The organism is Leifsonia williamsii (assembly GCF_030433685.1).
Lineage (GTDB): Bacteria > Actinomycetota > Actinomycetes > Actinomycetales > Microbacteriaceae > Leifsonia > Leifsonia williamsii.
Map to the genome: position 1 here is coordinate 3335170 of NZ_JAROCF010000001.1, position 25329 is coordinate 3360498.

Consider the following 25329-nt stretch of genomic DNA (forward strand, 5'->3'; position numbering starts at 1 on the left):
TCAGACGGGCAGGTGGAAGCCGCCGTTCGACTGGAGGAGCTGGCCGTTGATCCAGCCGCCGCGGTCGCTCAGCAGGAACCCGACCAGGTCGGCGGTGTCCTGCGGGGTGCCCAGGCGACCCAGGGCGGTCTCGGCGCGCAGCGACTCCGCCAGCTCGGGCGTCATCCAGCCGGTGTCGATCGGGCCCGGGTTCACCAGGTTGGCGGTGATGCCGAGGTGCGCCAGCTCGACCGCCGCCGCCTGCACGATCCGGTCCAACGCACCCTTGCTGGCGCCGTACGGGAGGTTGTGCGCGGTGTGATCGCTCGTGAGTGCGACGATCCTCCCCGAGCCGTGGGGTTGCTCGAACTGCTCGGCGAACGCCTTGATCAGCAGCCAAGTGCCTCGGGTGTTCACCGCGAAGTGCCGGTCGAACGCCTCCACAGAGGTGTCGAGGAGGCCGGAGTCGACCGAGTGCGCGTGGCTCGCGACGATCGCGCGCACCGGGCCGAGTCCCGCTCGCACGCGGTTCAGCGCCAGCGCGGGCGCCTCCGGGTTGGCGAGGTCGACGGAGACGGGGAGGGCCTGCGCACCGAGCGCACGCAGCGCGTCGGCGAGCTCCTCGTGCGTTCCCGACCCCCACGGCATCGACGCGTCGTAGTCGTCCCAGAAGGCGAAGGCGACCTCCCAGCCGTCGGCGGCCAGCCGCCGGGCGATGCCGTCGCCGATGGACCCGGGCCGGCTGGCCCCCGTGATGAACGCGACCGGACGCATCCCCCGACCCTATCCGTTCCGGACTTCGGCCCGCGACACGCCGGGGGCGAGCGGGCAGAAGTCCGGAACGGAGGGCGGGAGGCTAGAGCACCTTCGAGAGGAACGCCTGCGTGCGCTGGTGCTGCGGGTTCGCGAGCACCTCGCGCGGGTCGCCGGCCTCGACGACCACGCCGCCGTCCATGAACACCAGCTCGTCGGCGACCTCGCGGGCGAAGCCCATCTCGTGCGTGACGACGATCATCGTCATGCCGGATCGCGCCAGCTCCTTCATCACGTCGAGCACCTCGCCGACCAGCTCGGGGTCGAGCGCGGAGGTCGGCTCGTCGAACAGCATGAGCTTCGGGTCCATCGCCAGCGCACGGGCGATGGCGACGCGTTGCTGCTGGCCGCCGGAGAGCTGAGACGGGTAGTGGTCGCCCTTGTCGGCGAGGCCCACCCGGGCGAGCAGCTCCTTCGCCCGCTCGACCGCGCGCGCTTTCGGCAGCCCCTTCACGCGGATCGGCGCCTCGATGATGTTCTCGAGGGCCGTCATGTGCGGGAAGAGGTTGAACCGCTGGAACACCATGCCGATCTCGCGGCGCTGGCGGGCGGCCTCCTTCGGCTTCAGCTCGTAGAGCTTGTCGCCGTGCTGGCGGTACCCGACGACCTCGCCGTCGACCGAGAGCCGGCCACGGTCGACGACCTCGAGGTGGTTGATGCAGCGCAGGAAGGTCGACTTGCCGGAGCCGGACGGGCCGATGATGCAGAGCACCTCGCCCGGTCGCACCGACAGCGAGATGCTCTTGAGCACCTCGTTGCTGCCGAAGCTCTTCGAGACGCCCTCGGCGAGCACCATGGGGGTCGTGGTCACGTCGGTCATCCCTTGCCTCCGAGGTCGTTGCCGTCCGGTGCGCCGGCCGCGGGCAGCGCGCCCGTCGCGAGGGCGGGCTCCTGCCGGTCGGGGCGGCGCGCGTTCACACCGCGGGAGTACCGCTTCTCGAGGAAGTACTGGCCCACCATCAGGATGGAGGTGAACAGCAGGTACCACAGCGACGCGACGATCAGCAGCGGGATCGGCGTGTAGGTGACGGCGGAGATGTCGCGCGCGACGCCGTACAGGTCGGTCGTCAGCGGGATGGCCGCCACCAGCGAGGTGGTCTTCAGCATCGAGATGACCTCGTTGCCCGTCGGCGGGATGATCACGCGCATGGCCTGCGGGATGACGATCCGCGTCATGGTCTGCCACCACGACATGCCGAGCGCGGTCGCCGCCTCCTCCTGGCCCTGGTCGACCGAGAGCAGGCCGGCGCGCACGATCTCCGCCATGTAGGCGGACTCGTTGAGCGCGAGACCGATCACCGCGATGACGAACGCGTTCTGCATGAAGCCGAGGTCGAAGTCGAACCCGATGTCGGTCCACGGCACGCCGAGGAACAGCTGCGGATAGATCAGCGAGAACAGGCCCCAGAAGACCAGCTGCACGTAGACCGGGGTGCCGCGGAAGATCCACAGGTAGAGCCACGAGATGCTCTTCACGACCGGGTTCGGCGAGAGCCGCATCACCGCGAGCACGAGGCCCAGGACGATGCCGATGACCATCGAGTAGACGGTGAGCTGGAGGGTGACGAGCGCAGCCGCGCTGATGCGCTTGTCGAACACGTACTTGCCGACGTACTGCCAGCCGTACGCTTCGCGCTGGGAGGCGTCGACGATGAACCACACCAGCAGGAGGATGAGCACCGCGGCGAAGACGATCCGCCACGGGTGCCGGAGCTTGATGGCCTTGATGGGCTCAGAGGCCGGCCGGGGGTGGTGCCCTGGGACATGCGTGTCAGCCCTTCGAGGCGGCGTTGACGTCGGCGGTCTCGACCGCGCCGTCCTCGACGCCCCACTTCTTCAGGATCTTGCCGTAGCTGCCGTCGTCGATCAGCGCCTGGACGGTCTTCTGCAGCACCGGGGTCAGCTCCGAGTCCTTGGCGACGGGGAGGCCGTAGGGCGCCTCGTCGAAGGTCTTGCCGGCGGCCTCGAGCTTGCCGTTCGACTTCGAGATCGCGTACAGGGTGACGGGCGAGTCGGCGCTGAGGGCGTCGGCCTTGCCCAGGATGACCGCGTTGGTGGCGTCGTCCTGGGTGTCGTAGCGGAGGGCCTGGATGGCCGGCTTGCCGGCGTCCGTGCACTTCTTCGACTTGGCGGGGACCTCGTCGGTGTCCTCGTACGTGGTCGACTGCACCGCGACCTTCAGGCCGCACGCGTCGTCGGGGTCGATGCTCTTGCCCTTCTGCGCCGCCCAGAGGATGCCGGCCGAGTAGTAGTTGACGAAGTCGACCTGCTGCTCGCGCTCGGTGGTGTCGGTGAAGGACGACATGCCGAAGTCGTCCTTGCCGCCGGCGACGCTCGGGATGATGTTGTCGAACTTCGCGATCGCGAAGTCGACGTCGACGCCCAGCTTGGCGGCGATCGCCTTGGTGAGGTCGACCTCCCAGCCGACAGGCTTGCCGTTGTCGTCCTTGTACTCGTTCGGCGGATACGTGTTGTCCATGCCGACGACGAGCTTCCCGGCCGACTTGACCTTCTCGGGGAGCTGGTTCGCCAGCGAGTCGTCCTTCTTGACGTCGACGGCAGCGGCGCTCGACGTTGAGTCGCTGCTCGGCGTGGAGTTGTCGACGCAGCCCGTGAGGGACAGGGCCGCGACGGCGGCGATGGCGGCGATGGGCGCCGCGGATCGGATGCGCATGATTGTTGTCGTCCTTCTTCCTGGTGCAGTGTGTGTGCAGGAGGGGTAAGGGGAGGATACCCCAGGCACAGCCGGGTACCTTCACACTAATTCGCGCGTGCGTCGCAGCTTTTCCTGCATGTTTCGGACAGATTTCGCGAATTCCTGCGCGGAATCCGTCGTGCGGATGCGGGCGCGGCGGCGGCATGGGCGCTCGGCGCGGCCTGCGGTTATGGTCGATGCGTGATGCAACCGATACCGCAGCCTCCGACACCCCTCGCCGATCGGGCGACCGTCGTCGTCACCCGGCCCGACGACCCGCTCGCGGCGCCGCTGGTCGAGGAGCTGTCGCGAGAGTACGACGAGCGGTATGGCCTCAATGACGGCATCCCCTCGTCGGCTGAGCTCTCGCGCTACCCCGCCGAGCGGTTCACGGAGGAGGAGGGCGGCACGTTCCTCCTCCTCGTCGACGACGGCCGCCCGGTCGCGGGCGGCGCCTTCATGCGCGAGGACGACACGACGGTCGAGATCAAGCGCGTCTGGACGCACTCCGGCTTCCGCCGCCAGGGCCTCGCCCGGCGCGTCATGGCGGAGCTGGAGCGGGAGGCGGCGCGCCGCGGCATCCGCACCGTCGTCCTCACCACCGGCGCCCGCCAGCCCGAGGCGGTCGCCCTCTACCTCGCGCTGGGCTACAGCCCCCTCTTCGACCTCGACGGCGACTGGGAGCAGGTGTCGTACCTGGGCTTCCGGAAGGAGCTGTAGCCGGGAGGCTGCTAGCAGGCGCGCATGCCCTGGACCGCCGTCCCGAGCGACGCCGTCCCGCCGATCAGGGTGACGGCCTGCGTCTGCCAGCTCGCCATCGCGTTCAGCACGGGACGCTCCACGCAGCCCTGCTGCGTGATCAGCAGCGGCTGGTGCTTCTTGCCGGCCAGCACGGAGCCGGCCAGCGCGTCGGCGAAGCCGACGCCGTTGGCCAGCAGCATGGTGCTGCCGTTGGGGAAGACCGCCTTCGCGAGCAGCTGCGAGGTCTCCCAGCGCGTCGCGCCCCCGACGCGGACCGTCTTCGCCTGGCCCGCGAGCTGCTTCGCGATCCCCGCCGAGACGGAGGCGGTGCCGCCGACGATCGTGATCTTCTGGGGCTTGAGCCGCTGGATCGCCTGCAGGGTCGCGGTGTCGACCGCCCCGTTGCTGCCCGGCACCGTCAGCACGGGCGACCCGTCGGAGGCTCCGGCGGCGGAGGCGGCGAGCGAGTCGGGGAAGCCGATGCCGCTGGCGACGTAGAGGTTGGCGATGCCGGCCGTCTTGTAGACCGACGCGACGAGCTTGCGGGCGGTGTCGTAGCGGTCGCCGCCGGCGATCCTGCTGACGTTCGGGACGATCGTCCTGAGCTGATGCTCCGTCCCGGCCGAGATGGCCTGCGCGCCTCCGACGACGACGATCCGCGTCGCCTTGAGCCGGCGGATCTCGTCGGCGACGCTCTTGGGCAGGCCGGCGGCGAGCGGCGCCAGGAGGACCGGCCCGTTCTGGGTGACCGCGGCGGGTCCGGTGACCAGCGCGTCGGGGAAGTTCCAGCCGTTGGCGACGTAGACGACGCTCGCTCCCGACGGGTACGCCTGCTTCGACACCTGCACGGAGGTCTCGGAGCGGTCGGCGCCGGCGACGCGCGCGGTCGTCATGTTGAGGGCGAGCCTCCACCCCGGGTGCGTCGCCGTGAAGCTCTGGGAGGAGCCCTGCAGCGGGTAGACCGCCGAGAACCCATCCGTGTCGGTGCACTGGGCCGTCGTCCATGCCCCCGACGAGTTGATGCCGACCGCGTACGTGCCGATCATCGCCGCGCCGCCGCTGTCGCCGTGGTACATGCACATGCTCGTGGCGACGGAGTTGACGGTGGTGATCCTGCCGGAGGCGTCTCCGACCTCCTGCTGGTAGTTGACCGCGAGGACCTTGCCGCACGTCCACCCGGTCGTCCGGCCCGACTTGCAGATGGGCGCGCCGACGGTGGCGGTGATCATGCCGCGGACGGGGACGGTGCTGCCGTTCCAGGTGGAGGTCGCGGGCTTGAGGTTCACGGCGGCGTTGGTCGCCATGATGAGGCCGCCGTCGTTGCCGTTGCCGTAGCGGAAGGACGCCTGATCCAGCGGGCCGATGACGGCTCCGATGGCCCCGCCCTGATTCGGGCCGGTCTGGTTGACCATGGAGGCGGTGATCGTCCCGCCGGGCGCGGGGCCGTCGGCGAGCAGGCAGTGCCCGGCCGTGGCCACCGAGCGGGCGTTGGACGCGGTGAAGCCGTTGAAGCCGGTGGAGCAGAGGACGCCGTTCTGCGTCCAGCCGGTCCCGTTGAGCAGGTCCGCGTACGCCGAAGCGCGCCGGGAGAGATCCGGGGCTGCGGGAGGCTCGGCGACGGTCGGGGTGGCGCCCGCGTCCGCCGCCGCCTGCTGCTCCTCCGGGGTGGAGACGTGCACGTTGATGGTCGTGTCGTCGAGCCAGACGTCGGCCGGGTCGATGCCGGCGCCCTCCAGCTGCGGGAGGATGTCGGAGGCCTTCGCGGCGGCGTCCGCGCTCGCGAGGTACTGATCGGGGGTGAGGTCGAGGTCGCGCTCCAGGGCCTGGGTCAGCCCCTCCGGGATCGCACCGGGCCCCTCGTCGCCGGAGCCCTCCGCCGGGCCGACGGGCGTCGGCGCGACATCGCGGCCGGACGGGTCCACCGGAACGGCGGCCGCCGGCGCGGCCTGCACCGCACCGGCCACGAGCATGACGGCGAACGCGGCGGCGAGGCCGCCTCCTGGTGCACGGCGCACGGACATCCCTCCTCGGATCGGCGCGGTGCCGTTCCGAGGCGACCTTAGCCCAGCAGCCGCCCGACCTCGGACACGAGGCGGGCGGCCGGTGTCCGCGTGTTGGCGGACACGCGGATGGCCGCGGCGAGCGGGCCGGTGCCCGCTCCGGTCGGGCTCGCCGCGCCTGCGTCGGCCGTGCCGAGCAGGTCGACGGCGTGCAGCGCCTCGATCGCGAGCACGTCGCGGGTGAGCGCGAGCGACCGCTGCGCGAGGCGCAGGGCGGGAGCCGCGAAGGAGGCGTGGTCCTCCACGCCCGAGAGCGTCGTGCTGCCCAGTGTCACGGGCACGGCCAGCTGCTTCAGCTCTGCCGTGTCGGAGGCCGCTGTGTAGAGCAGGAGGCCGGGGACGGTCGTGCGACCGGCGGCGCGGGCGGGTGCGAGCGCGAGGGACAGCGCTGCCGTCCGCCGCTCCGCCGCGCTCGCGACGTGGGCGAGCGCGAGCCGGAGCGCCTCGAACGCGAGCGCGAGCGGGAGCGCCTGGAAGTTGCCGCCGGACACCATCGCCCCCGACGGGACGTCGACCACGGGGTTCTCGGAGCGGGCGGCGAGTTCCAGCTCCAGCTCCGCTCGCAGGCGGTCCACCGCCTCCCGCAGTGCTCCGTGGAGTTGCGGCGCCGTCCGGAAGGCCAGTGGGTCCTGGACGGTCGTCTCCCGGCTTGAGGCGAGCACGCGCCCGCCCGCCAGAGCCGCCCGGATCGCGGCCGCCGACGCGCGCTGCCCTGCGCCTCCGCGGGCCTCGGTCACGACCTCGCCGTACGGGCTGGGGTTGCCGGCCGGCCCGGTCGCGGCGACGGCCTCCAGCGAGAGCGCGACCGCGCGGTCCGCCGCCTCGGCGAGAGCGGCGGCATCGCGCAGCGCGAGCGCGCCGACGCCGATGCTGTACGCGTTGGAGCTGAGGGCCGCCAGCGCCTCGTGCGGCGCCAGGGCGAGCGGGCTCAACCCTGCCGTGGCGAGCGCCTCGGCCGCGGGCAGCTCCTCGCCGTCCGGCCCGATGACGAGACCTTCCCCTGTGACGACGGCGGCGACCTCGGCGAGCACCGTCAGGTCGGCGGCGCCCACCGAGCCCCGCGAGGGGATGACAGGGGTGATGCCCGCGTTCAGCAGCGCGGCGTACGCCTCGGCCAGTTCGGGGCGCACCCCCGCTCCCCCGCGGGTGAAGCCCGCGAGCCGCGCGGCGACAACGGCACGCGCCTCCGCGACCGGCAGCGGGTCGCCGATGCCGCCCCGGTGATTGGCGATCGTCCGGCGCTGGAACGCGTCGAACTCCTCCGGATCGACGGCGTCGTCGCGGCCGGCGCCGAGCCGGCGGTTGAGCCCGTACACCGGCTCGCCCGATGCGATCGCCCGCTCGACGACGGTTCGGGAGGCGGCGAGCGCCTCCAGCGCCTCTGCCGTCAGCTCCACCCGCTCACCGTCGGCGATGGCCGCGATGTCGGCGGGCGTCGGAGCCCCGGCGCCGAAGCGGATCGTCATCAGAAGTCCAGCAGGTTCTGCCGCAGCCCACCGTTGCCGAGCTCGGTGCGGATGAGCCCGCGGCGGCGCAGCGCGGGGACCAGCCGGTCGAGCGTGCGATGCACGTTGGCGGGGTGCACCTGGCCGGTGAACAGGAAGCCGTCGCCGCCGACCGCCTCCCCCAGCTCCCCGAGCCGGTCGGCGACCTCGTCGGCCGTGCCGATGATCGCGAGGCCGTCCTTCTTGGCCCGCGTCGCGAGGATCTCGCGCAGCGTGGAGCCCTCGGGCGCGGACCGCACGAAGTTGTCGAGCGTGCCCTGGTTGCTGTTCGTGGTGAGCGCGGGCAGCGGGGCGTCGAGGTCGAACGTCTTGAAATCGATGCCTGTCAGGTACGAGATCGACTGCAGCTGCTCGTCGATCGCGGCCTGCGTCAGCTCCGAGCGGGCGAGCGTGACGGTCGCGGTCTCCTCCGCATTCGCGGTGATGATCGGCTGCACGACGAAGAGCACCTTCAGGCTGTCGGCCGGGCGGCCGTTCGCGACCGCGACCTCCCGGATGCTGTCGCGGTACTCCCGCATCCGCTCGGGCGTCGACGCGAGGGCGAGCACGACCTCGGAGTTCTTGCCCGCGAAGTCCCGCCCCCTGCCGGAGGCGCCCGCCTGCACCATGACCGGGTCCTCGGGCGCGGGAGCCGTGTTGAGCGGGCCGCGGACCTTGAAGAACCGGCCATCGTGGTCGATCGTGTGCACCTTGCGGTAATCGGCGTAGACCCCGTTCTCGACGTCCTCGAGGATCGCGTCCGGCTCCCACGACCGCCACAGCTTGCGCACCACATCGACCCACTCGTCGGCGCGGTCGTAGCGGAGGTCGTGCTCCACCTGCTTGTCGAGCCCGTAGTTCTGCGCGGCCAGGTCGGAGCCGCTGGTGACGACGTTGAAGCCGAGACGGCCGTGCGCGAAATGCTGGAGGGTGCTCAGCAGCCGCGCCGCCGTGAACGGCTCGTAGAAGCTCGCGCTGAGCGTCGGCACGATGCCCAGCCTGCTCGTGGCGCCGAGGAGGTATGGGACGAGCGGCAGCGGGTCGTGCTTCGGCACGAAGCGCGCGGCGGCGAGATTGACCTCGGCGCTGCCGCCGTACGTGTCGGGCACGGTCACGCCGTCCTCGATGATGAACAGGTCGAAGCCGTTGGCCTCGAACGCGCGCGCCGCGTCCTGGTAGACGGGCGGCTGCCGCCAGTCGTAGCCGATGCCGTAGCTCGGGTCGCCCCAGCCCTGGACGCCGAAGCCCGCGCCGAGGAACCAGCCGAAGTGGAGGAGTGCCATGGATGTCCTTCTGTCAGTGGGGCGGGTGTCGGTGCGGCTCGTGTCGGTGCGGCCTGCGCGTCGGCGGGCGGCTCAGTCGAGGCCCGCGGCCGCCAGCCACTCGGGGGCGAACGCCTTCGTCAGATAGTTGATACCACCGTCCGGGGCCACGGCGACGATGAGGGAGCCGGGAGGCGCGTCCTGCGCGACCCGCAGCGCCGTCGCGACCGCGAGCCCCGACGAGGGGCCGAGCAGCAGCGCCTCCTCGCTCGCCAGGCGCCGCACGGTGCGGTAGACCTCGGCGTCGTCGATCGTGTGCACCGCGTCGACGATCGCGTGGTCGAAGGTGTCGGGCCAGTAGTCCCGCGGCCATGCGGTGCCGACGCCGTCGACCAGGATGCGCCCGGCCGGTCCGCCGCCGTAGGTGGATCCCGTGGGGTTGGCGCCGAAGACGCGCACGGCGCCTCCCGTCGCCTCCTTGAGGAAGCGGCCGGTGCCGCTCACGGTGCCGCCGGTGCCGATGGACGCCACGAAGTGGGTGACGCGGCCGCCGGTCTGCCGCCAGATCTCCGGGCCCGTGCCGCGGTAGTGGGCATCGGGGTTCGCCGCGTTGGCGAACTGCGCCGGACGCCACGCGCCCGGCGTCTCGGCGGCGATGCGGTCGGCGACCGCGCGCGGATTCGCCGGGTCGTCGGGGGCCGCCTCCCAGTCCGCCTCCACCAGGCGGGCGCCGTAGGCCGCGAGCACGGCCCGCTTCTCGGCCGAGATGTCGGAGCTGTGCACGATGACGACGGGATGCCCGGTCAGCCGGCCGATCAGCGCCAGGCCGATGCCCGTGTTGCCGCTGGTCGCCTCCACGATGGTCGCACCGGGCGCCAGCGCACCGGCCGCCTCCGCGGTGCGGATCATGTTGAGCGCGATGCGGTCCTTCGACGAGCCGCCGGGGTTGCGCCCCTCCAGCTTGACGAGGACGCGGGCGTCCAGACCGCGGGTCAGCGAATGCAGCTCGACCAGCGGGGTGTTGCTGATCAGCGCCGCGACCGAGTCGCACACCTCGACCTCCGGCAGGACGCCGGGGGTCTGGTGCGGAAGCGCGTCGATCGTGGTCATGCAGGAACGATAGACAACCCACCTGGGCGTCCGGTCGGCTGTTGCGACGTATTACAGGGTTTCGGGATCACGCGGCGCCGAGCTCCACCGGCCGGGCCGGGTCGTTCGACCAGGCCGAGAAGGAGCCGGGATACAGCGCGGGCATCGGCAACCCGGCCGACACCATCGCGAGCGCCTCGTGCGCCGCCGTCACGCCGGACCCGCAGTAGACGCCCACCACGACGCCGGGCCGGACGCCGAGCGCTGCGAACCGGTCGGCCAGCTCGACGGGCGGCAGCATCCTCCCGTCGCCGCCGAGGTTCTCCGTCGTCGGCGCGCTGACCGCGCCCGGGATGTGCCCGGCGCGCGGATCGACGGGCTCGACCTCCCCACGGAACCGCTCCCCCGCCCGCGCGTCGAGCAGCACGCCGTGCTCGGCGGTGTCGGCAGCGCCGTCGGCGTCCAGCGTGGGCAGCGCGCCGTACTGGAGGTGGATGTCGCCGCGTGCGGTCTGCACCGGCCCCGCCTCCAGGGCGCCTCCCGCCGCGACCCAGGCCGCGAGACCGCCGTCGAGCACCCGCACGTCGTCGACGCCCGCGTGCCGGAGGAGCCACCAGGCGCGCGCGGCCGAGGTACCGGAGAAGTCGTCGTAGACGACGACGGCGTCACCGTCGCGCATCCCCCAGTCGCGAGCGGCGGCCTGCAGGTCGGCCTCCCCGGGCAGCGGGTGGCGCCCGTCCGTCGGCTCACCGTGACCGGCGAGCTCAGTATCGAGGTCCACGTAGACGGCGGTCGGCACGTGCCCGCGCTCGAACTCCGGCCGGCCGGGATGGCCGCCGAGCTTCCAGCGGACGTCGAGCACCCGCGGCGGGTGCGGCAAGGCGAGAGCGGCGGCCAGCTCGGCCGCGGCGATCAACGGGGAGGTCTGCGGAGCGGTCACCCGCCCATTCTGCCGCGTCATCCCCGCTGAACCGGAAGGGCCCCGACACGCCGTGCGCCTCGCGGGGAGGCGGCGTGTCGGGGCCCTTCTGCGGTTCGCGGTTCCGCGGTCAGCGGCCGGTGGACGCCTTCGCGTTCGACTCGTACGAGGTGTTGGTGGACTCGAAGAAGTTCACCAGCTCGAGCGTGTCGTTGGCCGTCGCCATCCACTTGGCGGGGTTCGAGACCTTGTACTCGGCCTCGAAGCCCAGCTCCTCCAGACGGCGGTCGGCGAGGTAGCGGACGTACTGGTTGATGTAGTTCGCGTTCAGGCCCAGGATGCCGCCCGGCAGGAGGTCGCGGTTGTACTGCTCCTCCATCTCGACGGCGTCGAGGATCATCTGCTTGATCTCGGCGGCGAACTCCGGCGTCTGCAGCTCGGGGTTCTCCTCCAGGACCGTGAGGATGAGGTTGATGCCGAACTTGAGGTGCAGCGACTCGTCGCGCACCACCCAGTCGATCAGCGAGCCGAAGTTGCGCAGCAGGTTCCGCTGACGGAACGACAGCGCCACCATGAAGCCCGAGTAGAACCAGATGCCCTCGAGGATCACGTTGTACGCGACGAGGTTGCGGATGAAGTCCTGCTTGCCCTCGGTCGTGGTGATGTCGAGGGTCTGCTCGGTCATCCGCTTGATGAAGCTGACCTCGAACTCCTCCTTCTTCGCCATCGACGGCACGTCGACGTGGGAGTTGTACGCCTGCTCGCGGTCGATCGGGAACGTCTCGAGGACGTACTCGAACGACATGCAGTGGTTCGCCTCCTCCCACATCTGCTTGGCGAGGTAGAGGTGCGCCTCGGCCGCGTTGATGTAGGGGTACACGCCGAAGGCGAGGGCCTTGTTGACCAGCAGCTCGTTCGGGTTGAAGTAGCTCATCAGGAAGGTGACCGCGTGACGCTCCTCGTCGGTCATCTTCTTGAAGTCGGCGATGTCCTCACCGAGCTGGATCTCGTTCGGGAACCAGGTGTTCGCGACGGCCTGGTCGTACAGATCCATCGCCCACTGGTACTTGACCGGCTTGAGCAGCAGGCCCTCTTCGATCCCCGTTCCCAGGATGCCCATCGTGTTTCTCTTCTCCTCTATTCGGCTCTGGTTACTGGCAGGACTCGCACTGGAGGTCGTCCATCGGGTCGACCGGCACGTAGTAGTCCTCGATCTTGGTGCTGTTCATCAGTTGTCACCTCCGGCCTGCGTGAGTCCGCCGAAGCCGAAGCCACGGCGTGCGGGAGCGGCGGGGGCCGGTGCGGCGGCCGGGGCGGCTGCCGGAGCAGCGGCGGCGCCCGCGGTCGCGAAGCCCTTGCGGCCTCCGGCGATCTCCTCGGACTTGTTGACCTTGACCGTCGACTGCTCGGCCTGGTGGCGCGGCTTCATGTGGAGGTAGTACGTCGTCTTGACGCCCTTCTCCCAGGCCGCGGAGTAGATGTCCATCATGTCGCCGAGGTCGCGGGTCTCGAGGTACATGTTGCGGCTGATCGCCTGGTCGATCCACTTCTGCGCACGCGCCGCGACCTCGATGAAGGCGTAGGGCGAGAGCTGGAAGCTCGTCTTGAAGGCGGCCTTGATCTCGTCCGGGATGGCGGCGATGCCCTGGATGTCGCCCTGCGAGCGCAGGATCGCCTCGCGGGTCTCCTCCCACAGCCCGCGCTCCTGCAGCGCCGCGACCAGGTTGCGGTTGACCTCGAGGAACTTGCCCGAGGAGGTCGACCGGCTGAAGATCTGCGAGAACTGCGGGTCGAAGCCGGGGGTGGTGCCGGCGACGAGGCCGATGGAGGCCGTCGGCGCGATCGCCATGAGCGTCGCGTTGCGCATGCCGCCCTTGACCTTCTCGCGCAGGCGGTCCCAGTCGAGGCGGATCGTGCGGTCGACCGTGATCGGCGTGCCGCGGTCGGCCTCGGTGAGGGCGATCGAGTCGTAGGGCACCAGGCCCTGCGACCAGCGCGATCCCTCGAAGTTCGGGTAGGCGCCGCGCTCCTGCGCGAGGTCCGCGCTCTCGTCGATGGCCGCGTACGAGACGTGCTCCATGATCTCGTCGATCAGGGCGTACGCCTCCTCGCTCTCGTAGGAGAGGCCGAGGCGCTCGACCAGGTCGGTGAAGCCCATCACGCCGAGGCCGATGGCGCGGTTCTGCTGGTTGGAGAAGTCGGCCTCCGGCACGCTCGACACGGTGATGTCGATGAGGTTGTCGAGCTGGCGCACCGCCTGGCGGGCGCTCGCCTCCAGACGCTCCCAGTCCATCTGGCCGTCGATGCCGAGGTGACGCGACAGGTTGATCGAGGCCAGGTTGCACACCGACACGTTGTCGCGGTCCTGCGGCAGCGTGATCTCGGTGCAGAGGTTCGACAGGTGGATCGTGCCGGTGTTGTTGTTCAGGGCGCGGTTGTTGATGGTGTCCTTCCAGGTCAGCCACGGGTGGCTGGTGGTCTGGAGGCTCATCAGGATGTCCTTGAACTGGGCCCGGGCGCTGATCTTCTTGAACATGCGCAGCTCGCCGGCCTCGGCCTGGGCCACGTACTCCGCGTAGCGCTCCGAGAACGCCTTGCCGTAGAGCTCGTTGAGGTCGGCGACCTCCAGCGGGTCGAAGAGGTACCAGTCCTCGTCGTTCTGGACGCGCTTCATGAACTCGTCGCTGATCCACACGGCGGTGTTCGCGGTGCGGGTGCGGCGGTACGGGTCGCCCGAGTTCTGGCGGAGGTCCAGGAACTCCGGGAAGTCCATGTGCCAGTTCTCCATGTAGAAGCAGAGGGCGCCGAACTTCTTGCCGCCGCGGCTGACCGCGCGCAGCACCGAGTCGATCGTGTGCATGAACGGGATCGGGCCGGTGGAGGTGGTGTTGTTCGAGCGGATGGGCGAGCCCTGGGCGCGCAGTTTGGTCACGGAGAGGCCGATGCCGCCGGTGCCCTTGGTCAGCCACATCACGTCGCGGACGCTCTTGGCGATGTGCTCGATGTCGTCCTGCATCTCCATGACGAAGCAGTTGGAGAGCTGCGGGTAGGCGGTGCCCGCGTTGACCAGCGTGGAGCCGGCGGCCAGGTACTCGAGCTTCGACATCTTCTCGTAGAAGGCCAGCGCGTGGCTGGTCGGGTCGGCCTCGTTGAGCGAGAGGCCCATCGCGATGCGCATCCAGAAGTACTGGGGCACCTCGAGCGAGTCGCCGTTGCGGGCCTTGATGCCGTAGCGGTTGTTGAGGGTGACGACGCCGATGTACTTGAGCAGCTCGTCGCGCGACGGGTCGAGGGCCGCGGCGAGCCGGTCGAGGTCGAAGGCGACGGTGAAGCGGCCGTCGAGGAGGGTCTCGGCGACGCCGCGCTCGATGTAGGCGCGGAAGCGGTCCTTGTGGAGGCCGAGCAGCTCGTCCTCGCCGGCGTAGTCGCCGAGCACGCGCTTGTAGATGGTCTTGAGGAGCAGGCGCGCGGCGACGGTGTCGAACGCCGGGTCGTCCTTGACGTTCTGGAGGGCGACCTGGATGACGGCCTCGTCGAGCTGCTGGGTGGTGATGCCGTCGAACAGCGTCAGCTCCAGCTCGCTCGCGATCTGGGTCACCCAGGTGATGTTCTCGTCGAGCCCCCTGGCCGCGTGCTCGATGGCCAGGTTGATCTTGTTGGCGTCGTACGGCTCACGCTCTCCGTTGCGCTTGACGACAGTGATTGCCACGTTGTCTCTCCCTCTAGGACCGGTGCCGCGTCCGGCGGCAGGGACCACTATATAGCGGGCCTCCGACATTTCCACGCCCCCACATCTAGTGGGCGTGTCATCCACAGGTGTGGAGAAAGTTATACACATTTCCACACCCATTTCGGGTGCCGCGGGAGCCCTCGGCGCGCCGGTGGCGCCCGATAGAGTGGCATGTCGTGAGCACGTATTCGAGCCTCCTCAAGACGTCGGGCGTCGCGCGCATCATCGCCGCCCAGCTGACGGCGAGGTTCCCGTTCGGGATGCTCTCGCTGGCCTTCCTGCTCCACATCGAGCGCATCCACCACAGCTACGGGGCCGCCGGTCTGGTGCTCGCCGCCATGAGCATCGGCCAGGCGATCGCCGGACCGATGACCAGCCGGCTGATGGGCGTGCTGGGGATGCGGGTCGTCCTGTGGACGACGCTCGTCGCGTGCTCGGCGGCCGTCGCGGCCATCGGCGTGTTCGTCATGCCCGTCCCCGTCACCATGGCGGTCGCGTTCTTCGCCGGGCTGAGCATGCCGCCCATCCAGCCGGCCGTGCGCACCATCTACCCCAAGATGGTCAACTCGCGGCAGCTGACCCCGCTGTTCTCGCTCGACGCCTCCGCGCAGGAGATCATCTGGATCGCCGGGCCGGTCGTGATCACCTTCGTGGCGACCCAGGTCGGCACGGTCGAGGGCATCCTGATGGCGGTCGCCATCATGCTCGCGGGCGGCGCGTGGTTCATCGCCTCGCCCGAGGTGGGCCGGGTGCGCATCCCCCGCTCCAAGCGCCGGTTCGGCGTCGTGCTCGCCCGCCCGCCGGTGCTGCTGGCGACGGTCGTCGGCTTCCTGCTGATCGGATCCTGCGCGGCGGTGGAGGCCGGGGTCGTCGCGAACTTCGGCGAGGGCTCCCCGTTCTCCGGCATCGTGCTCGCGATCTGGTCGATCGGCTCCCTGGTCGGCGGCCTCGCGATCGGGCACGTTCCGATCGGCCCCTGGGCGACCGCGCGGCGCATGCTGATCGTGACCGTCGGCGTCGTGATCTCGACGTTCTTCCTGTGGTCGTGGTGGGGTCTGTCCCTGACGCTGCTCATTGCCGGCGTCGGCATCGCTCCCGCCCTCGCGGTGCTGTTCGCGATCGTGTCGGCGAGCGTGAAGTTCTCGGACACGGCGGAGGCGTACGGCTGGGTCGGCACCGGCCAGCTGATCGGCGCGGCACTCGGCTCGGCGCTCGCGGGCTTCCTCATCGACGGCACGGGCCCCGCCGGAGCGTTCTGGATCGCGGCCGCGTTCGCCTTCGTCGGCTTCGTGGTCGCCGCGCTCGCCCACCGCGTGCACCCGGACCTGCGCGGCCGCGACGCGTCGCCCATCCCGGACACGGAGCCGGTCCCGGTCGTCCCGTCCTGAGGCCCGCCGAGTCGTGACTTGATGTCACTTCTCGGCACCGCAACCCGCATCTACTCACGACTCGGGTGGAAGGGTGTGGATAACGTGAGCGGTGCGAACGCTTGCACTGCCACGGTGACCGGATGGCACCACACGCTCGCGACCTCCCTCACGCTCTCCGCCAGCACCCGTTCCGCGTCGACGACGCGCTGAAGCGAGGCGTGTCCGGCAGCCGGCTCCGCGCGCACGACCTGACCACGCCGGTCCGCGGAGTACGGATGGTCGCCGATGAACTGAGCCTCCGGCGCCGTTGCGAGGCACTCCTCCTCCATCGGCCCGACCGGATGGTGTTCAGCCATGTCACGGCGGCGGCGCTCTACGGTGCGCCTCTGCCGATGCAGTTCGAGAACGAGAGCGACATCCATGTCACAGTGCCTGCAGGCGGTCGCGCGCCGCAGATCGCAGGGGTCCGGTCGCATGTGCTCGCAGCCTGGCGGGCAGCCGAGGTGAGCGGGCTACCGGTGACGACACCGGAGCAGACCTGGCTCGACCTCGCGCCGATCCTCGGGCAGGCCGCGCTCGTCGCGGTCGGCGACTTCTTCGTCTCTCGGCGTGATCCGCTCACCGACGTCGTACGGCTTGCCGCGCACGTCGGCGGGTCCTCGGGTCGCCGTGGGATCGCGCGAGCACGCCAGGCCATCGGCCTCGTCCGCGAGGGGTCGGAATCGGCGGGCGAGACGCGGCTTCGTCTGCTGCTGGCCGGCTCCGGCCTTCCCGAGCCCGTGGCGAACCTGGAGCTGCGCGACGACCGAGGGGTCTTCGTGGCGCGCGTCGATCTGGCCTACCCGGCGGCGCGGCTGGCGCTCGAGTACGAGGGCGACATCCATCGCACCGATCGGGCGATCTGGCACCGCGACATCGCTCGCCGCGAACGCGTCGAGGATCTGGGATGGCGCGTGGTTCGCGTCACTTCCGCGGACCTCCGAGCACCCGAGGAACTCATCCCACGCATCCGCCACCTCCTACGCACTCGCGAGTCGTGAGTAGATGCGGGTTTCGCCGCCGAGTCGTGACATCATGTCACGACTCAGCGGGACAGCGACTACCAGCGCGGGTGCACCGCCGCGCGGAAGTAGCGGTCGTAGATGTCGTGGACGGCCGCGTCGAAGTCCACCGGGAGGGTGACCGCGGCGGCGGCCGCGTTCGCCCGTGCCTGCTCGGGGTTGCGGGCTCCCGGGATGACGGTGGTGACGCCGTCCTGGGCGATGACCCAGGCGAGCGCCGCCTGGGCCGGGGTGACGCCCTCCGGTACCAGCGCCGCGAACTCGCGCGCGGCCCGCACGCCCTGCTCGTAGTCGACGCCCGAGAAGGTCTCGCCGACGTCGAACGCCTCGCCGTGGCGGTTGAAGCTGCGGTGGTCGTCGGCCGCGAACTCGGTCTGCTCGGTGTAGCGGCCGCTCAGCAGCCCCGACGCCAGCGGGACGCGCGCGATGATGCCGACCCCGGCCTCCCGCGCCGCCGGCAGCACCTCGTCGAGGGGCTTGAGCCGGAAAGCGTTCAGGATGATCTGCACGGTCGCCGTGCCGGGGTGCGCGATCGCCGCGAGCGCCTCGGCCGTCGTCTCGACGCTCACGCCGTAGTTGGCGATCGCGCCGTCGGCGACGAGCGTGTCGAGGGCGTCGTAGACCGCTTCCGTGCTGAAGACGGGTGTCGGCGGGCAGTGCAGCTGCACGAGGTTCAGGGTGTCGACGCCGAGGTTGCGGCGCGAGCGGTCGGTCCACTCGCGGAACTTCGCGAGCGTGAAGTTGGCGGGGTCCTGCTCCTCGCGCCGCCCCATCTTCGTGGCGACGGTGAGCGGGACCTCCGGGTGCTCGGTGACGTACCGGCCGATCAGCTGCTCGCTGCGGCCGTCCCCGTACACGTCGGCGGTGTCGAAGAGGGTGACGCCCGACTCGACGGCGGCCTGGAGCACGTCGAGCGCGGCGTCCTCCGAGACGTCGCCCCAGTCCGCGCCGAGCTGCCAGGTGCCGAGACCGACGACCGAGACGCTGCGCCCGGTCCCTCCGAGGATGCGCTGTTCCATGCCCCCAGCGTAGGCCGCGCCCGCGTCAGGTGCGGCGGCCGCTCGCCGCCCGGCCCCGTCAGGTGCGGCAGGCGGCCGCGACCACGCGGGCCGTGCGCTTGCGGATGATGTGGTCGGCGGCCTCCACGCGGTGCATCGTCACGTGGCGCATCGCCTCGATGACGGCGAGGCTGCCCGGCGCGATGAAGGCGTCGAGCGCGCCGTACACGACCTGCACGGGCACGCGCACGCGCGCGAGGTCGCTGACGACGGTCTGGTGCTCGATGCTGTTCTCGAGCGAGAGCACGAAGGGGCGCCAGTTGCGCTCGGTGAGGTCGAACACGCCCTTGATCGGCATCAGGCGGGCGACGACCGCCGCGTTGGCCAGCGTGAAGTCCTTGTTGGTGCGCAGGTACTCGTAGGCGCGCAGGTAGGCGCTGACCCGCGAGCGCACCCTCCGGTCGCCGATGTCGGTCGGCGTCTCGTACACGGGCGGGCTCACCAGCACCAGCCGGCTGAGGGCTCCCGGGTTGTCGGCCGCGTAGCGCGCGACGATGAGGCTGCCGAGCGAGTGGCCGACGAGCACGAACGGCTCGCGCAGCCGCAGCGAGCGCAGCGTGCGGGCGAGGGAGGCGACGTGCTCCTCGATCGTGTAGGTCGCGTCGGCGGGCGCCGGCGACCGGCCGAAGCCGAGGATGTCGACGGAGATCACCCGGTGGTCGCCCTCGAGCAGCGGGACGACGTTCTTGAAGGTCAGGGAGGAGGAGGCGATGCCGTGCACCAGCACGACGACCGGCCCGACGCCCTCGTCGCCGGCGATGTGGAGGAGCGGCGGCCGGCGCCGCAGCCGGCTCCACAGCCTCCGCCACCTCTCCCGCAGCCGCGCGATCATACGGTCGCCGGCCACCAGCTCGGGGCCGCACGGCCCACCAGGGCGAGGAACGCCTCCACGTCGCGCGGCCGCGGGCGGCCGAGCCACACGTCGATGGCGCCGATCGTGCCGTCGGCGATGTAGCGCGAGACCGCGTGGCGCTCGTGCTCGTCGGCGACCGGCACCGAGACGCTGTGCTGGTCGAGGAGCAGCTCGATCGAGCCCTGGAAGTGCTCGCTGAGCATCGCGTGGAGGCTGGCGGAGCCGCTGTCGGGGCCGAGCCCGCGGCGGTAGATGGCGTCGTAGTGGTCCACGTGCTCCAGCACGGCCCTGGTGACGCCGACGATCGCGGCGGAGGCGTCGGCGGGGGCGACATCCAGGAGGTAGGAGGCGCGGAGCGCGTCGAGCTCGTCGCGCAGCACGTCCTCGAGCAGCTCGACCGGCGAGGCCGCGTAGGTGTACACCGTGGAGCGGTGGACCCCGGCGACGGCGGCCAGCCGGGAGACCGTCACGGCGGTGACCGGCCCGGCGGTCGCGAGATCGAGGATCGCCGCCCTCAGGCGTGCGGTCGACTTCTCCTGCCTCGCATCCACGAAACGATCGTACAATGTAGATATCCGACAGATGTTGGATAACTGGAAGGAGAAGTCCATGGCTCAGTACGACGTCGCCGATCGGTCCGCGATCGTGACCGGAGGCGGCTCGGGCATCGGGCGCGCCGTCGCGCTCACCCTCGCGGCGAGCGGAGCGGCGGTCCTCGTGACCGACCTGAACGAGGAGAACGCGCAGGCCGTCGTGGCCGAGATCGAGGCAGCGGGCGGCACCGCCCGCGCACTCGCCGGCGACGTGACCGACCCGGAGTTCGCCGCAGCGAGCATCGCCGCCGCGAACGAGCTGGCCCCCGTGCGCATCGCGGTCAACAACGCCGGCATCGGCGGCCCCGCCGCACCGGTCGGCGACTACCCGCTCGACGGCTGGCGCAAGGTCATCGAGGTCAACCTCAACGCCGTGTTCTACGGGATGCAGGCGCAGCTGGACGCGATCGCCCAGAACGGCGGCGGCTCCATCGTCAACATGGCGTCCATCCTGGGCAGCGTCGGGTTCCCGAACTCGGCGGCCTACGTGACCGCCAAGCACGCCCTGCTCGGCCTCACCCAGAACGCCGCCCTCGAGTACGCCGACCGCAAGGTGCGCGTCACGGCCGTGGGCCCCGGCTTCATCCGCACCCCGCTGGTCGAGGCGTCGATGGACAAGGACGCCCTCGCCTTCCTCGAGGGCAAGCACGCGCTCGGCCGCCTGGGCGAGCCGGAGGAGGTGGCCGCGCTGGTCGCGTTCCTCGCCTCTGACGCCGCCAGTTTCATCACCGGCAGCTACCACCTGGTCGACGGCGGCTACACCGCGCAGTAAGGCCTCTTACGGGGGCACTCCCACCCCTGCCGTGCCCGGTCGCGCTCCCCTAGGCTGAGGGGCGTGACCGAGCACGACGACCTCGCCGACCGGCTGCTCCCCGACGACCGGCTGGAGCGGTTCCGCTCCCGCGCGGCCGGGTACGACGCCGAGAACCGCTTCTTCACCGAGGACTTCGCCGAGCTGGCCGACGCCGGCTATCTGAAGGCGCTGGTGCCTGAGGAGCTCGGCGGACTGGGCCTCGGCCTCCAGCAGACCGCCCGCCTCCAGGTCCGACTCGCCGGCGCGGCCCCTGCCACCGCGCTCGCGGTCAACATGCACCTCGTGTGGACCGGCGTGGCGAAGATCCTCCGCGACCGCGGCGACGACTCCCTGGAGTTCCTGCTCCGGGAGGCCGGTCAGGGCGAGGTGTTCGCGTTCGGTCTGAGCGAGGCCGGCAATGACCTCGTCCTCTTCGGCTCGACCACGGAGGCGCGGCCCCGGGAGGACGGCTCGTACGCCTTTTACGGCCGCAAGATCTTCACCTCCCTCTCCCCCGCCTGGACGCGGCTCGGCACGATGGGCCTCGACACCACGAGCGCCGACGCGCCGAAGATCGTCTACGGCTTCATCGACCGCGCCGCGGGCGGCTTCGAGATCAAGCAGGACTGGGACACGCTCGGCATGCGGGCGACGCAGAGCAACACGACCGTGCTCGACGGCGCTGTCTCCCCCGCCGACCGGATCGTCCGCCGCCTCGACCCGGGCCCGAACCCCGACCCGCTGGTGTTCGCCATCTTCGCCGCCTTCGAGACGCTGCTCGCCGCGGTCTACACGGGCATCGGCGCCCGGGCGGTGGAGCTGGCGGTCGCCGCCGCGCACCGCCGTACGAGTCTCAAGAACGACGGCCGCTCGTACGCGGCCGACCCCGACATCCGCTGGCGGGTGGCGGAGGCGGCGATCGAGCAGGACGCCCTGCTCCCGCAGCTCGACGCGGTCGCGGGCGACGTCGACGCGCTCGCCGACCACGGCGCGTTCTGGTTCCCGAAGCTCGTCGGCCTCAAGATCCGCGCCACCGAGACCGCGCGCCGCGTGGTCGACCAGGCCGTGCGCGTCTCCGGAGGCTCCACCTTCTTCTCGGGCAGCGAGCTCGGCAGGCTGTACCGCGACGTGCTCGCCGGCCTGTTCCACCCGTCCGACGCCGAGTCGGCGCACAACACCGTCGCGAACGCCTGGCTGGGGCCGATCCCGGACTGATCAGACCCGCACCGGCGAGCGGCACCGCCCGCGCGACGGCCGCGAACGAACGGAGGCACGCATGCAGCAGCTCACCGCACGGCACTTCGCCGACCGGCTGGAGCGCGGCGCCGCCGAGGCCCGCGCCGCCGGGTACGACGGCCTCGTGATCGCGCCGGGGCCCGACCTCTCCTACTTCGCCGACTACCTGCCCGTGGCGACCACCGAGCGGATCACCCTGCTCGTCGTCCCCACCGACGGCGACCCTGCGATGCTCGTGCCCGCATTGGAGCGCGAGAGCGCGGCCGGCACGCGCGCCTCCGCCGCGATCCGCCTGGTCGACTGGCGCGACGGGGAGGACGAGTACGTGCCGGCCGCCGCCCTGCTGAAGCCCGACGGGAGGTACGCCCTCTCGGACGCGCTGTGGTCGATGCACCTGCTGGGACTGCAGCAGCGCCTCCCCGGAGCCCGCTTCGAGGCCATCTCGCACGCGCTGCCGATGCTGCGCGCGGTGAAGACGCCCGACGAGATCGATCGGCTGGCCGCCGCGGGAGCCGCAGCGGACGCCACCTTCGAGGACATCCTCGGCGTCCGGTTCGCCGGCCGGCGCGAGCGCGAGGTCGCCGCCGACCTCGCCCGGCTGCTGCGCGAGCACGGGCACGCGCAGGTCGACTTCACGATCGTGGCGAGCGGCCCGAACGCCGCCGACCCGCACCACGACGCCGCCGACCGGGTGATCGAGGAGGGCGACATGGTCGTGCTCGACTTCGGCGGCCTCCTGGAGGGCTACGGCTCCGACACCACGCGTACTGTGCACGTCGGGGAGCCGACGGACGAGGAGCACGAGGTGTACGAGACGGTGAAGCGGGCGCAGCAGGCGGCCTTCGAGGCGGTCGCCGTCGGCGTGCCCTGCCAGGAGATCGACCGGACGGCCCGCGCGGTCATCCGCGACGCGGGCTACGGCGACTACTTCATCCACCGCGTCGGCCACGGCATCGGCGTCACGACGCACGAGCCGCCGTACCTGGTGGAGGGAGAGGAGCGGCCGATCGAGGCCGGCATGACGTTCTCCATCGAGCCGGGCGTCTACCTGCCGGGGAGGTTCGGCGTGCGCATCGAGGACATCGTCGTCGCCGACCACGACGGCGGCCACCGGCTCAACAACTCCAGCCGCGAGCTGCACCTGGTCGCGTGACGGAGACCGCCACCGCGGGAGCACGCGACGCCGCCCTGCGCGACGCCGAGCGCCGCGACGCCGAACGCCGCCTGGCCCTGCGGCGTATGAAGACCCTCGCGACCGCGCTGCTCATCCTCGCCGCCGTCGTCTTCACCGTCTCCTTCGCGCTCGAGGACCGCTACCCCTGGCTCGGCTACGTGCGTGCGGCGGCGGAGGGCGCGATGGTCGGCGCCCTGGCCGACTGGTTCGCGGTGACGGCGCTGTTCCGGCATCCGCTGGGGCTGCGCATCCCGCACACCGCGATCATCCCGACCCGCAAGGACGAGATCGGCGCAGCACTCGGCGAGTTCGTGGAGACGAACTTCCTCTCCGACGAGGTGGTCGCCCGCAAGCTCGGCTCGATGGACCTGGCCGGCGCCGGCGCCTCCTGGCTGGCCGAGCCCGCGAGCGCCCGCCGCGTCGTCGCGGAGGCGTCGCGGGGGCTCACCGGCCTCGCCGCCCTGCTCGACGACGAGCGGATGCGGGACGCGGTGGAGGCCGTGGTGCGCACGCACCTCGTCGCACCGCTGTGGGGACCTCCGCTCGGCCGGCTCGGTGAGCGCGTGCTGGACTCCGGCGGCCACCTCGAGGCCGTCGACCTGCTCCTCGACCGCCTCGACGAGTGGCTGGCGGCGAACCCGGAGGCGTTCGCGTCGGTCGTGTCCCGGCGCCTGCCCTCGTGGATGCCGTCGTTCGTCGACCGGCTGGTGGACGAGCGGCTGCACTCGGAGGCCCGCCGCTTCGTCCGGGACGTGCGCGACGACCCCGAGCACCGCCTCCGCCGCTCCCTCGACGAGTACCTCGCCCAGCTCGCCGACCGGCTGCAGCACGACGAGGCGACCATCGAGCGGCTGGAGGCGGCGAAGGCGCGCGCGTTCGACGACCCCCGCATCCGCGACCTCGCGGCGTCGGCGTGGACGGCCGCACGCACGGCGGCCGTGGAGGCGCTGAACGACGAGGAGGGCGAGCTGCGGCGGCGTGCCGAGGCGTTCGTCGGCGACGCCGCCCGGCGCGTGCTGGCCGACGAGGAGCTGCGCGCCTCCCTCAACGCCCGGCTGACCGGCGCCGCGCTGCACCTCGTGACGAGCTATCGCGGCGACATCGCGCACGTCATCACCGAGACCGTGCAGGGCTGGGACCCGGCCGAGACCACGGACAAGATCGAGACGCAGGTCGGCCGCGACCTGCAGTTCATCCGGATCAACGGCACGGTCGTCGGCGCGCTGGCCGGGCTCGCGATCTACGCGGTGGCGACGGGGGTGGCGGCGCTGTTCTGACGGTCCAGGGTGTGTGTAAAGGGCGTCCGTCCGCACGTACTGAGGCCCCAACGTACTTATGCTTCCGGGTCGGGCAACGGTACTCAATCTGGCTTGCGCGGCCCCGCAAATGCGTCATCAGCTCGGCCGCCGACCACGGCCGATCGACTGACTCGACTCAGCGCGAGTTACGTGCAGGGTCGAGGACAAGGATCGCGCCGGCGACGGGTCGCAAAACTCCGTCCACTCCATTCAATGAAGAACGGAGCATCGAACGATGCGGATGATCAAACGGCTCGGGGTTGTCGGCGCCCTCGTGCTTGCCACGGTGCTAGGAGTAGGAGCTCAGGCAGCTAACGCGGCTGGTGCAGCTCCATCGAACGTTCACGTGAGCCTTTACAACAAGAGTGAAACGGTCGGGTGGAGCGCTGTCCCCGGAGCAACGTCGTATACGGTCATCGTGTCCCGTGACGGATACGCGGGTCCGTACGCGGGCTTCACGACCACCTCGACGTCGATCAACATTTCCTACGCCAACTTCCCCTACAGATCTGCAACGGGAGGTAAGGCGTATCGCTTCTCAGTCGGCGCGAAGGGCGCCGGGTGGTCATCCACCACCAAGAGCGTCAAGGTGATGGCGAACGGAACGCTTGTTTCTACGAGCAACACCAATGTCGCGTTGAAGAAGATCGCAGACTGCAACCACCAAGGATCGGCTGCGGCGCTCGTCGTTGGCGGGGCTGGAGGCGTAGCCGCGCTTGTGACGATTTGGATTCCTGGTGTTGACGTAGTAACCGCTGGTGGACTTGCCACCGCAATGGCGGCGACTTACGTCGCGACATCTGTGGTCTGCGTGCTCAGCTGAAGGGGAACTAGAATGACTAAAATGAGCGCTAACGACGCGAAGCCGGGCAGCATTCTCGGCGCGAGCTTGCTCCTCGCAATTACCGTTGGAGTCGTACTCGCGTTCTTCGGAACGAGTGTCGGATGGCCCGTCTGGGAAACGATTGTGGTCCCGCTGTTCGTGGCGGCGATCGCCTTTACGGGTAACACCCTTTTCGCTCGGGCGAGGCGTCGCAGCTGAGTGCTTGAGATTCGGGCCGCCACTTCGCGGTCCGAGTCTCAACGACTTACCACCGTCGCGAGTCAATTACTCACGGCCC

At 70.8% G+C, this 25329-nt stretch carries 23 protein-coding genes; 9 read left to right on the top strand and 14 right to left on the bottom strand.

The genetic code is table 11. The annotated features are described in order from the left end of the window. The 4 genes from P5G50_RS15770 to P5G50_RS15785 form a co-directional block, all read right to left on the bottom strand. Window positions 1-753 carry an SDR family oxidoreductase gene (locus P5G50_RS15770; RefSeq protein WP_301212064.1) on the bottom strand — a complete coding sequence of 251 codons (753 nt, stop codon included), beginning with the start codon at window positions 751-753 and terminating at the stop codon, window positions 1-3. A gap of 82 nt (window positions 754-835) precedes the next feature. Then, a complete protein-coding gene (locus P5G50_RS15775; protein WP_301212063.1) occupies window positions 836-1612 on the bottom strand; it encodes an amino acid ABC transporter ATP-binding protein in 777 nt (258 codons plus the stop codon). Further along, window positions 1609-2472, bottom strand: coding sequence for an amino acid ABC transporter permease (locus P5G50_RS15780; RefSeq protein ID WP_301212062.1), 864 nt, complete (start codon window positions 2470-2472; stop codon window positions 1609-1611). The genes P5G50_RS15775 and P5G50_RS15780 overlap by 4 nt, the downstream gene beginning before the upstream one ends. A 91-nt stretch (window positions 2473-2563) precedes the next feature. Beyond that, the gene (locus P5G50_RS15785; protein WP_301212061.1) at window positions 2564-3466 is read right to left on the bottom strand and encodes an ABC transporter substrate-binding protein; all 903 of its coding nucleotides are present in this window, start codon (window positions 3464-3466) and stop codon (window positions 2564-2566) included. 225 nt (window positions 3467-3691) lie between these two features. On the opposite strand from P5G50_RS15785, the gene P5G50_RS15790 reads away from it, so the two are divergent. Beyond that, window positions 3692-4207, top strand: coding sequence for a GNAT family N-acetyltransferase (locus tag P5G50_RS15790; protein ID WP_301212151.1), 516 nt, complete (start codon window positions 3692-3694; stop codon window positions 4205-4207). Window positions 4208-4218: 11 nt separating this feature from the next. Here P5G50_RS15790 and P5G50_RS15795 read toward each other — a convergent pair whose 3' ends face one another. The 7 genes from P5G50_RS15795 to P5G50_RS15825 form a co-directional block, all read right to left on the bottom strand. Then, complete coding sequence (locus P5G50_RS15795; RefSeq protein ID WP_301212060.1) at window positions 4219-6243, bottom strand: cell wall-binding repeat-containing protein; 2025 nt, start codon at window positions 6241-6243, stop codon at window positions 4219-4221. 44 nt (window positions 6244-6287) lie between these two features. Beyond that, window positions 6288-7754 (bottom strand): aromatic amino acid ammonia-lyase, encoded by a 1467-nt coding sequence (locus P5G50_RS15800; protein WP_301212058.1) that lies wholly within the window; start codon window positions 7752-7754, stop codon window positions 6288-6290. After that, a complete protein-coding gene (locus P5G50_RS15805) occupies window positions 7754-9055 on the bottom strand; it encodes an NtaA/DmoA family FMN-dependent monooxygenase (RefSeq protein ID WP_301212057.1) in 1302 nt (433 codons plus the stop codon). The genes P5G50_RS15800 and P5G50_RS15805 overlap by 1 nt, the downstream gene beginning before the upstream one ends. 72 nt (window positions 9056-9127) lie before the next feature. Next, window positions 9128-10144, bottom strand: coding sequence for a PLP-dependent cysteine synthase family protein (locus P5G50_RS15810; protein ID WP_301212056.1), 1017 nt, complete (start codon window positions 10142-10144; stop codon window positions 9128-9130). A 67-nt stretch (window positions 10145-10211) separates the two neighbouring features. After that, window positions 10212-11063 carry a sulfurtransferase gene (locus P5G50_RS15815; RefSeq protein WP_435870906.1) on the bottom strand — a complete coding sequence of 284 codons (852 nt, stop codon included), beginning with the start codon at window positions 11061-11063 and terminating at the stop codon, window positions 10212-10214. A 109-nt stretch (window positions 11064-11172) separates the two neighbouring features. After that, window positions 11173-12162, bottom strand: a complete 990-nt coding sequence (locus tag P5G50_RS15820) for a ribonucleotide-diphosphate reductase subunit beta (RefSeq protein ID WP_301212055.1) — start codon at window positions 12160-12162, stop codon at window positions 11173-11175. A gap of 108 nt (window positions 12163-12270) precedes the next feature. Next, a complete protein-coding gene (locus tag P5G50_RS15825) occupies window positions 12271-14751 on the bottom strand; it encodes a ribonucleoside-diphosphate reductase subunit alpha (RefSeq protein WP_301212054.1) in 2481 nt (826 codons plus the stop codon). 197 nt (window positions 14752-14948) lie between these two features. Between P5G50_RS15825 and P5G50_RS15830 the strand changes: the two genes are divergently transcribed. After that, complete coding sequence (locus P5G50_RS15830) at window positions 14949-16160, top strand: MFS transporter (RefSeq protein WP_301212053.1); 1212 nt, start codon at window positions 14949-14951, stop codon at window positions 16158-16160. 257 nt (window positions 16161-16417) lie between these two features. Further along, window positions 16418-17182 (top strand): endonuclease domain-containing protein, encoded by a 765-nt coding sequence (locus tag P5G50_RS15835; RefSeq protein WP_301212052.1) that lies wholly within the window; start codon window positions 16418-16420, stop codon window positions 17180-17182. Window positions 17183-17241: 59 nt separating this feature from the next. Here P5G50_RS15835 and P5G50_RS15840 read toward each other — a convergent pair whose 3' ends face one another. Genes P5G50_RS15840 through P5G50_RS15850 form a run of 3 tightly spaced genes read right to left on the bottom strand, consistent with a single transcriptional unit; the run spans window position 17242 to window position 19665 of the window. Continuing rightward, window positions 17242-18222 carry an aldo/keto reductase gene (locus P5G50_RS15840; RefSeq protein WP_301212051.1) on the bottom strand — a complete coding sequence of 327 codons (981 nt, stop codon included), beginning with the start codon at window positions 18220-18222 and terminating at the stop codon, window positions 17242-17244. 58 nt (window positions 18223-18280) lie between these two features. Next, the gene (locus tag P5G50_RS15845; RefSeq protein ID WP_301212050.1) at window positions 18281-19108 is read right to left on the bottom strand and encodes an alpha/beta fold hydrolase; all 828 of its coding nucleotides are present in this window, start codon (window positions 19106-19108) and stop codon (window positions 18281-18283) included. Beyond that, window positions 19090-19665, bottom strand: a complete 576-nt coding sequence (locus P5G50_RS15850) for a TetR/AcrR family transcriptional regulator (RefSeq protein ID WP_301212048.1) — start codon at window positions 19663-19665, stop codon at window positions 19090-19092. Before P5G50_RS15850 ends, P5G50_RS15845 begins: the two co-directional genes overlap by 19 nt. Window positions 19666-19723: 58 nt before the next feature. Here P5G50_RS15850 and P5G50_RS15855 point away from each other — a divergent pair, with 58 nt between their 5' ends. The 6 genes from P5G50_RS15855 (at window position 19724) to P5G50_RS15880 (ending at window position 25250) form a co-directional block, all read left to right on the top strand. Next, window positions 19724-20479: an SDR family NAD(P)-dependent oxidoreductase gene (locus tag P5G50_RS15855; protein ID WP_301212047.1), complete on the top strand. Its 756-nt coding sequence runs from the start codon at window positions 19724-19726 to the stop codon at window positions 20477-20479. 63 nt (window positions 20480-20542) lie between these two features. After that, window positions 20543-21715: an acyl-CoA dehydrogenase family protein gene (locus P5G50_RS15860; RefSeq protein ID WP_301212046.1), complete on the top strand. Its 1173-nt coding sequence runs from the start codon at window positions 20543-20545 to the stop codon at window positions 21713-21715. Between the two features lie 61 nt (window positions 21716-21776). After that, window positions 21777-22889, top strand: coding sequence for an aminopeptidase P family protein (locus tag P5G50_RS15865; RefSeq protein WP_301212045.1), 1113 nt, complete (start codon window positions 21777-21779; stop codon window positions 22887-22889). Next, a complete protein-coding gene (locus tag P5G50_RS15870) occupies window positions 22886-24187 on the top strand; it encodes a DUF445 domain-containing protein (protein ID WP_301212044.1) in 1302 nt (433 codons plus the stop codon). The genes P5G50_RS15865 and P5G50_RS15870 overlap by 4 nt, the downstream gene beginning before the upstream one ends. Before the next feature lie 256 nt (window positions 24188-24443). Beyond that, window positions 24444-25031, top strand: coding sequence for a hypothetical protein (locus tag P5G50_RS15875; RefSeq protein ID WP_301212043.1), 588 nt, complete (start codon window positions 24444-24446; stop codon window positions 25029-25031). 21 nt (window positions 25032-25052) lie between these two features. Beyond that, the gene (locus P5G50_RS15880) at window positions 25053-25250 is read left to right on the top strand and encodes a hypothetical protein (protein WP_301212041.1); all 198 of its coding nucleotides are present in this window, start codon (window positions 25053-25055) and stop codon (window positions 25248-25250) included. Window positions 25251-25329: the final 79 nt, after the last annotated feature.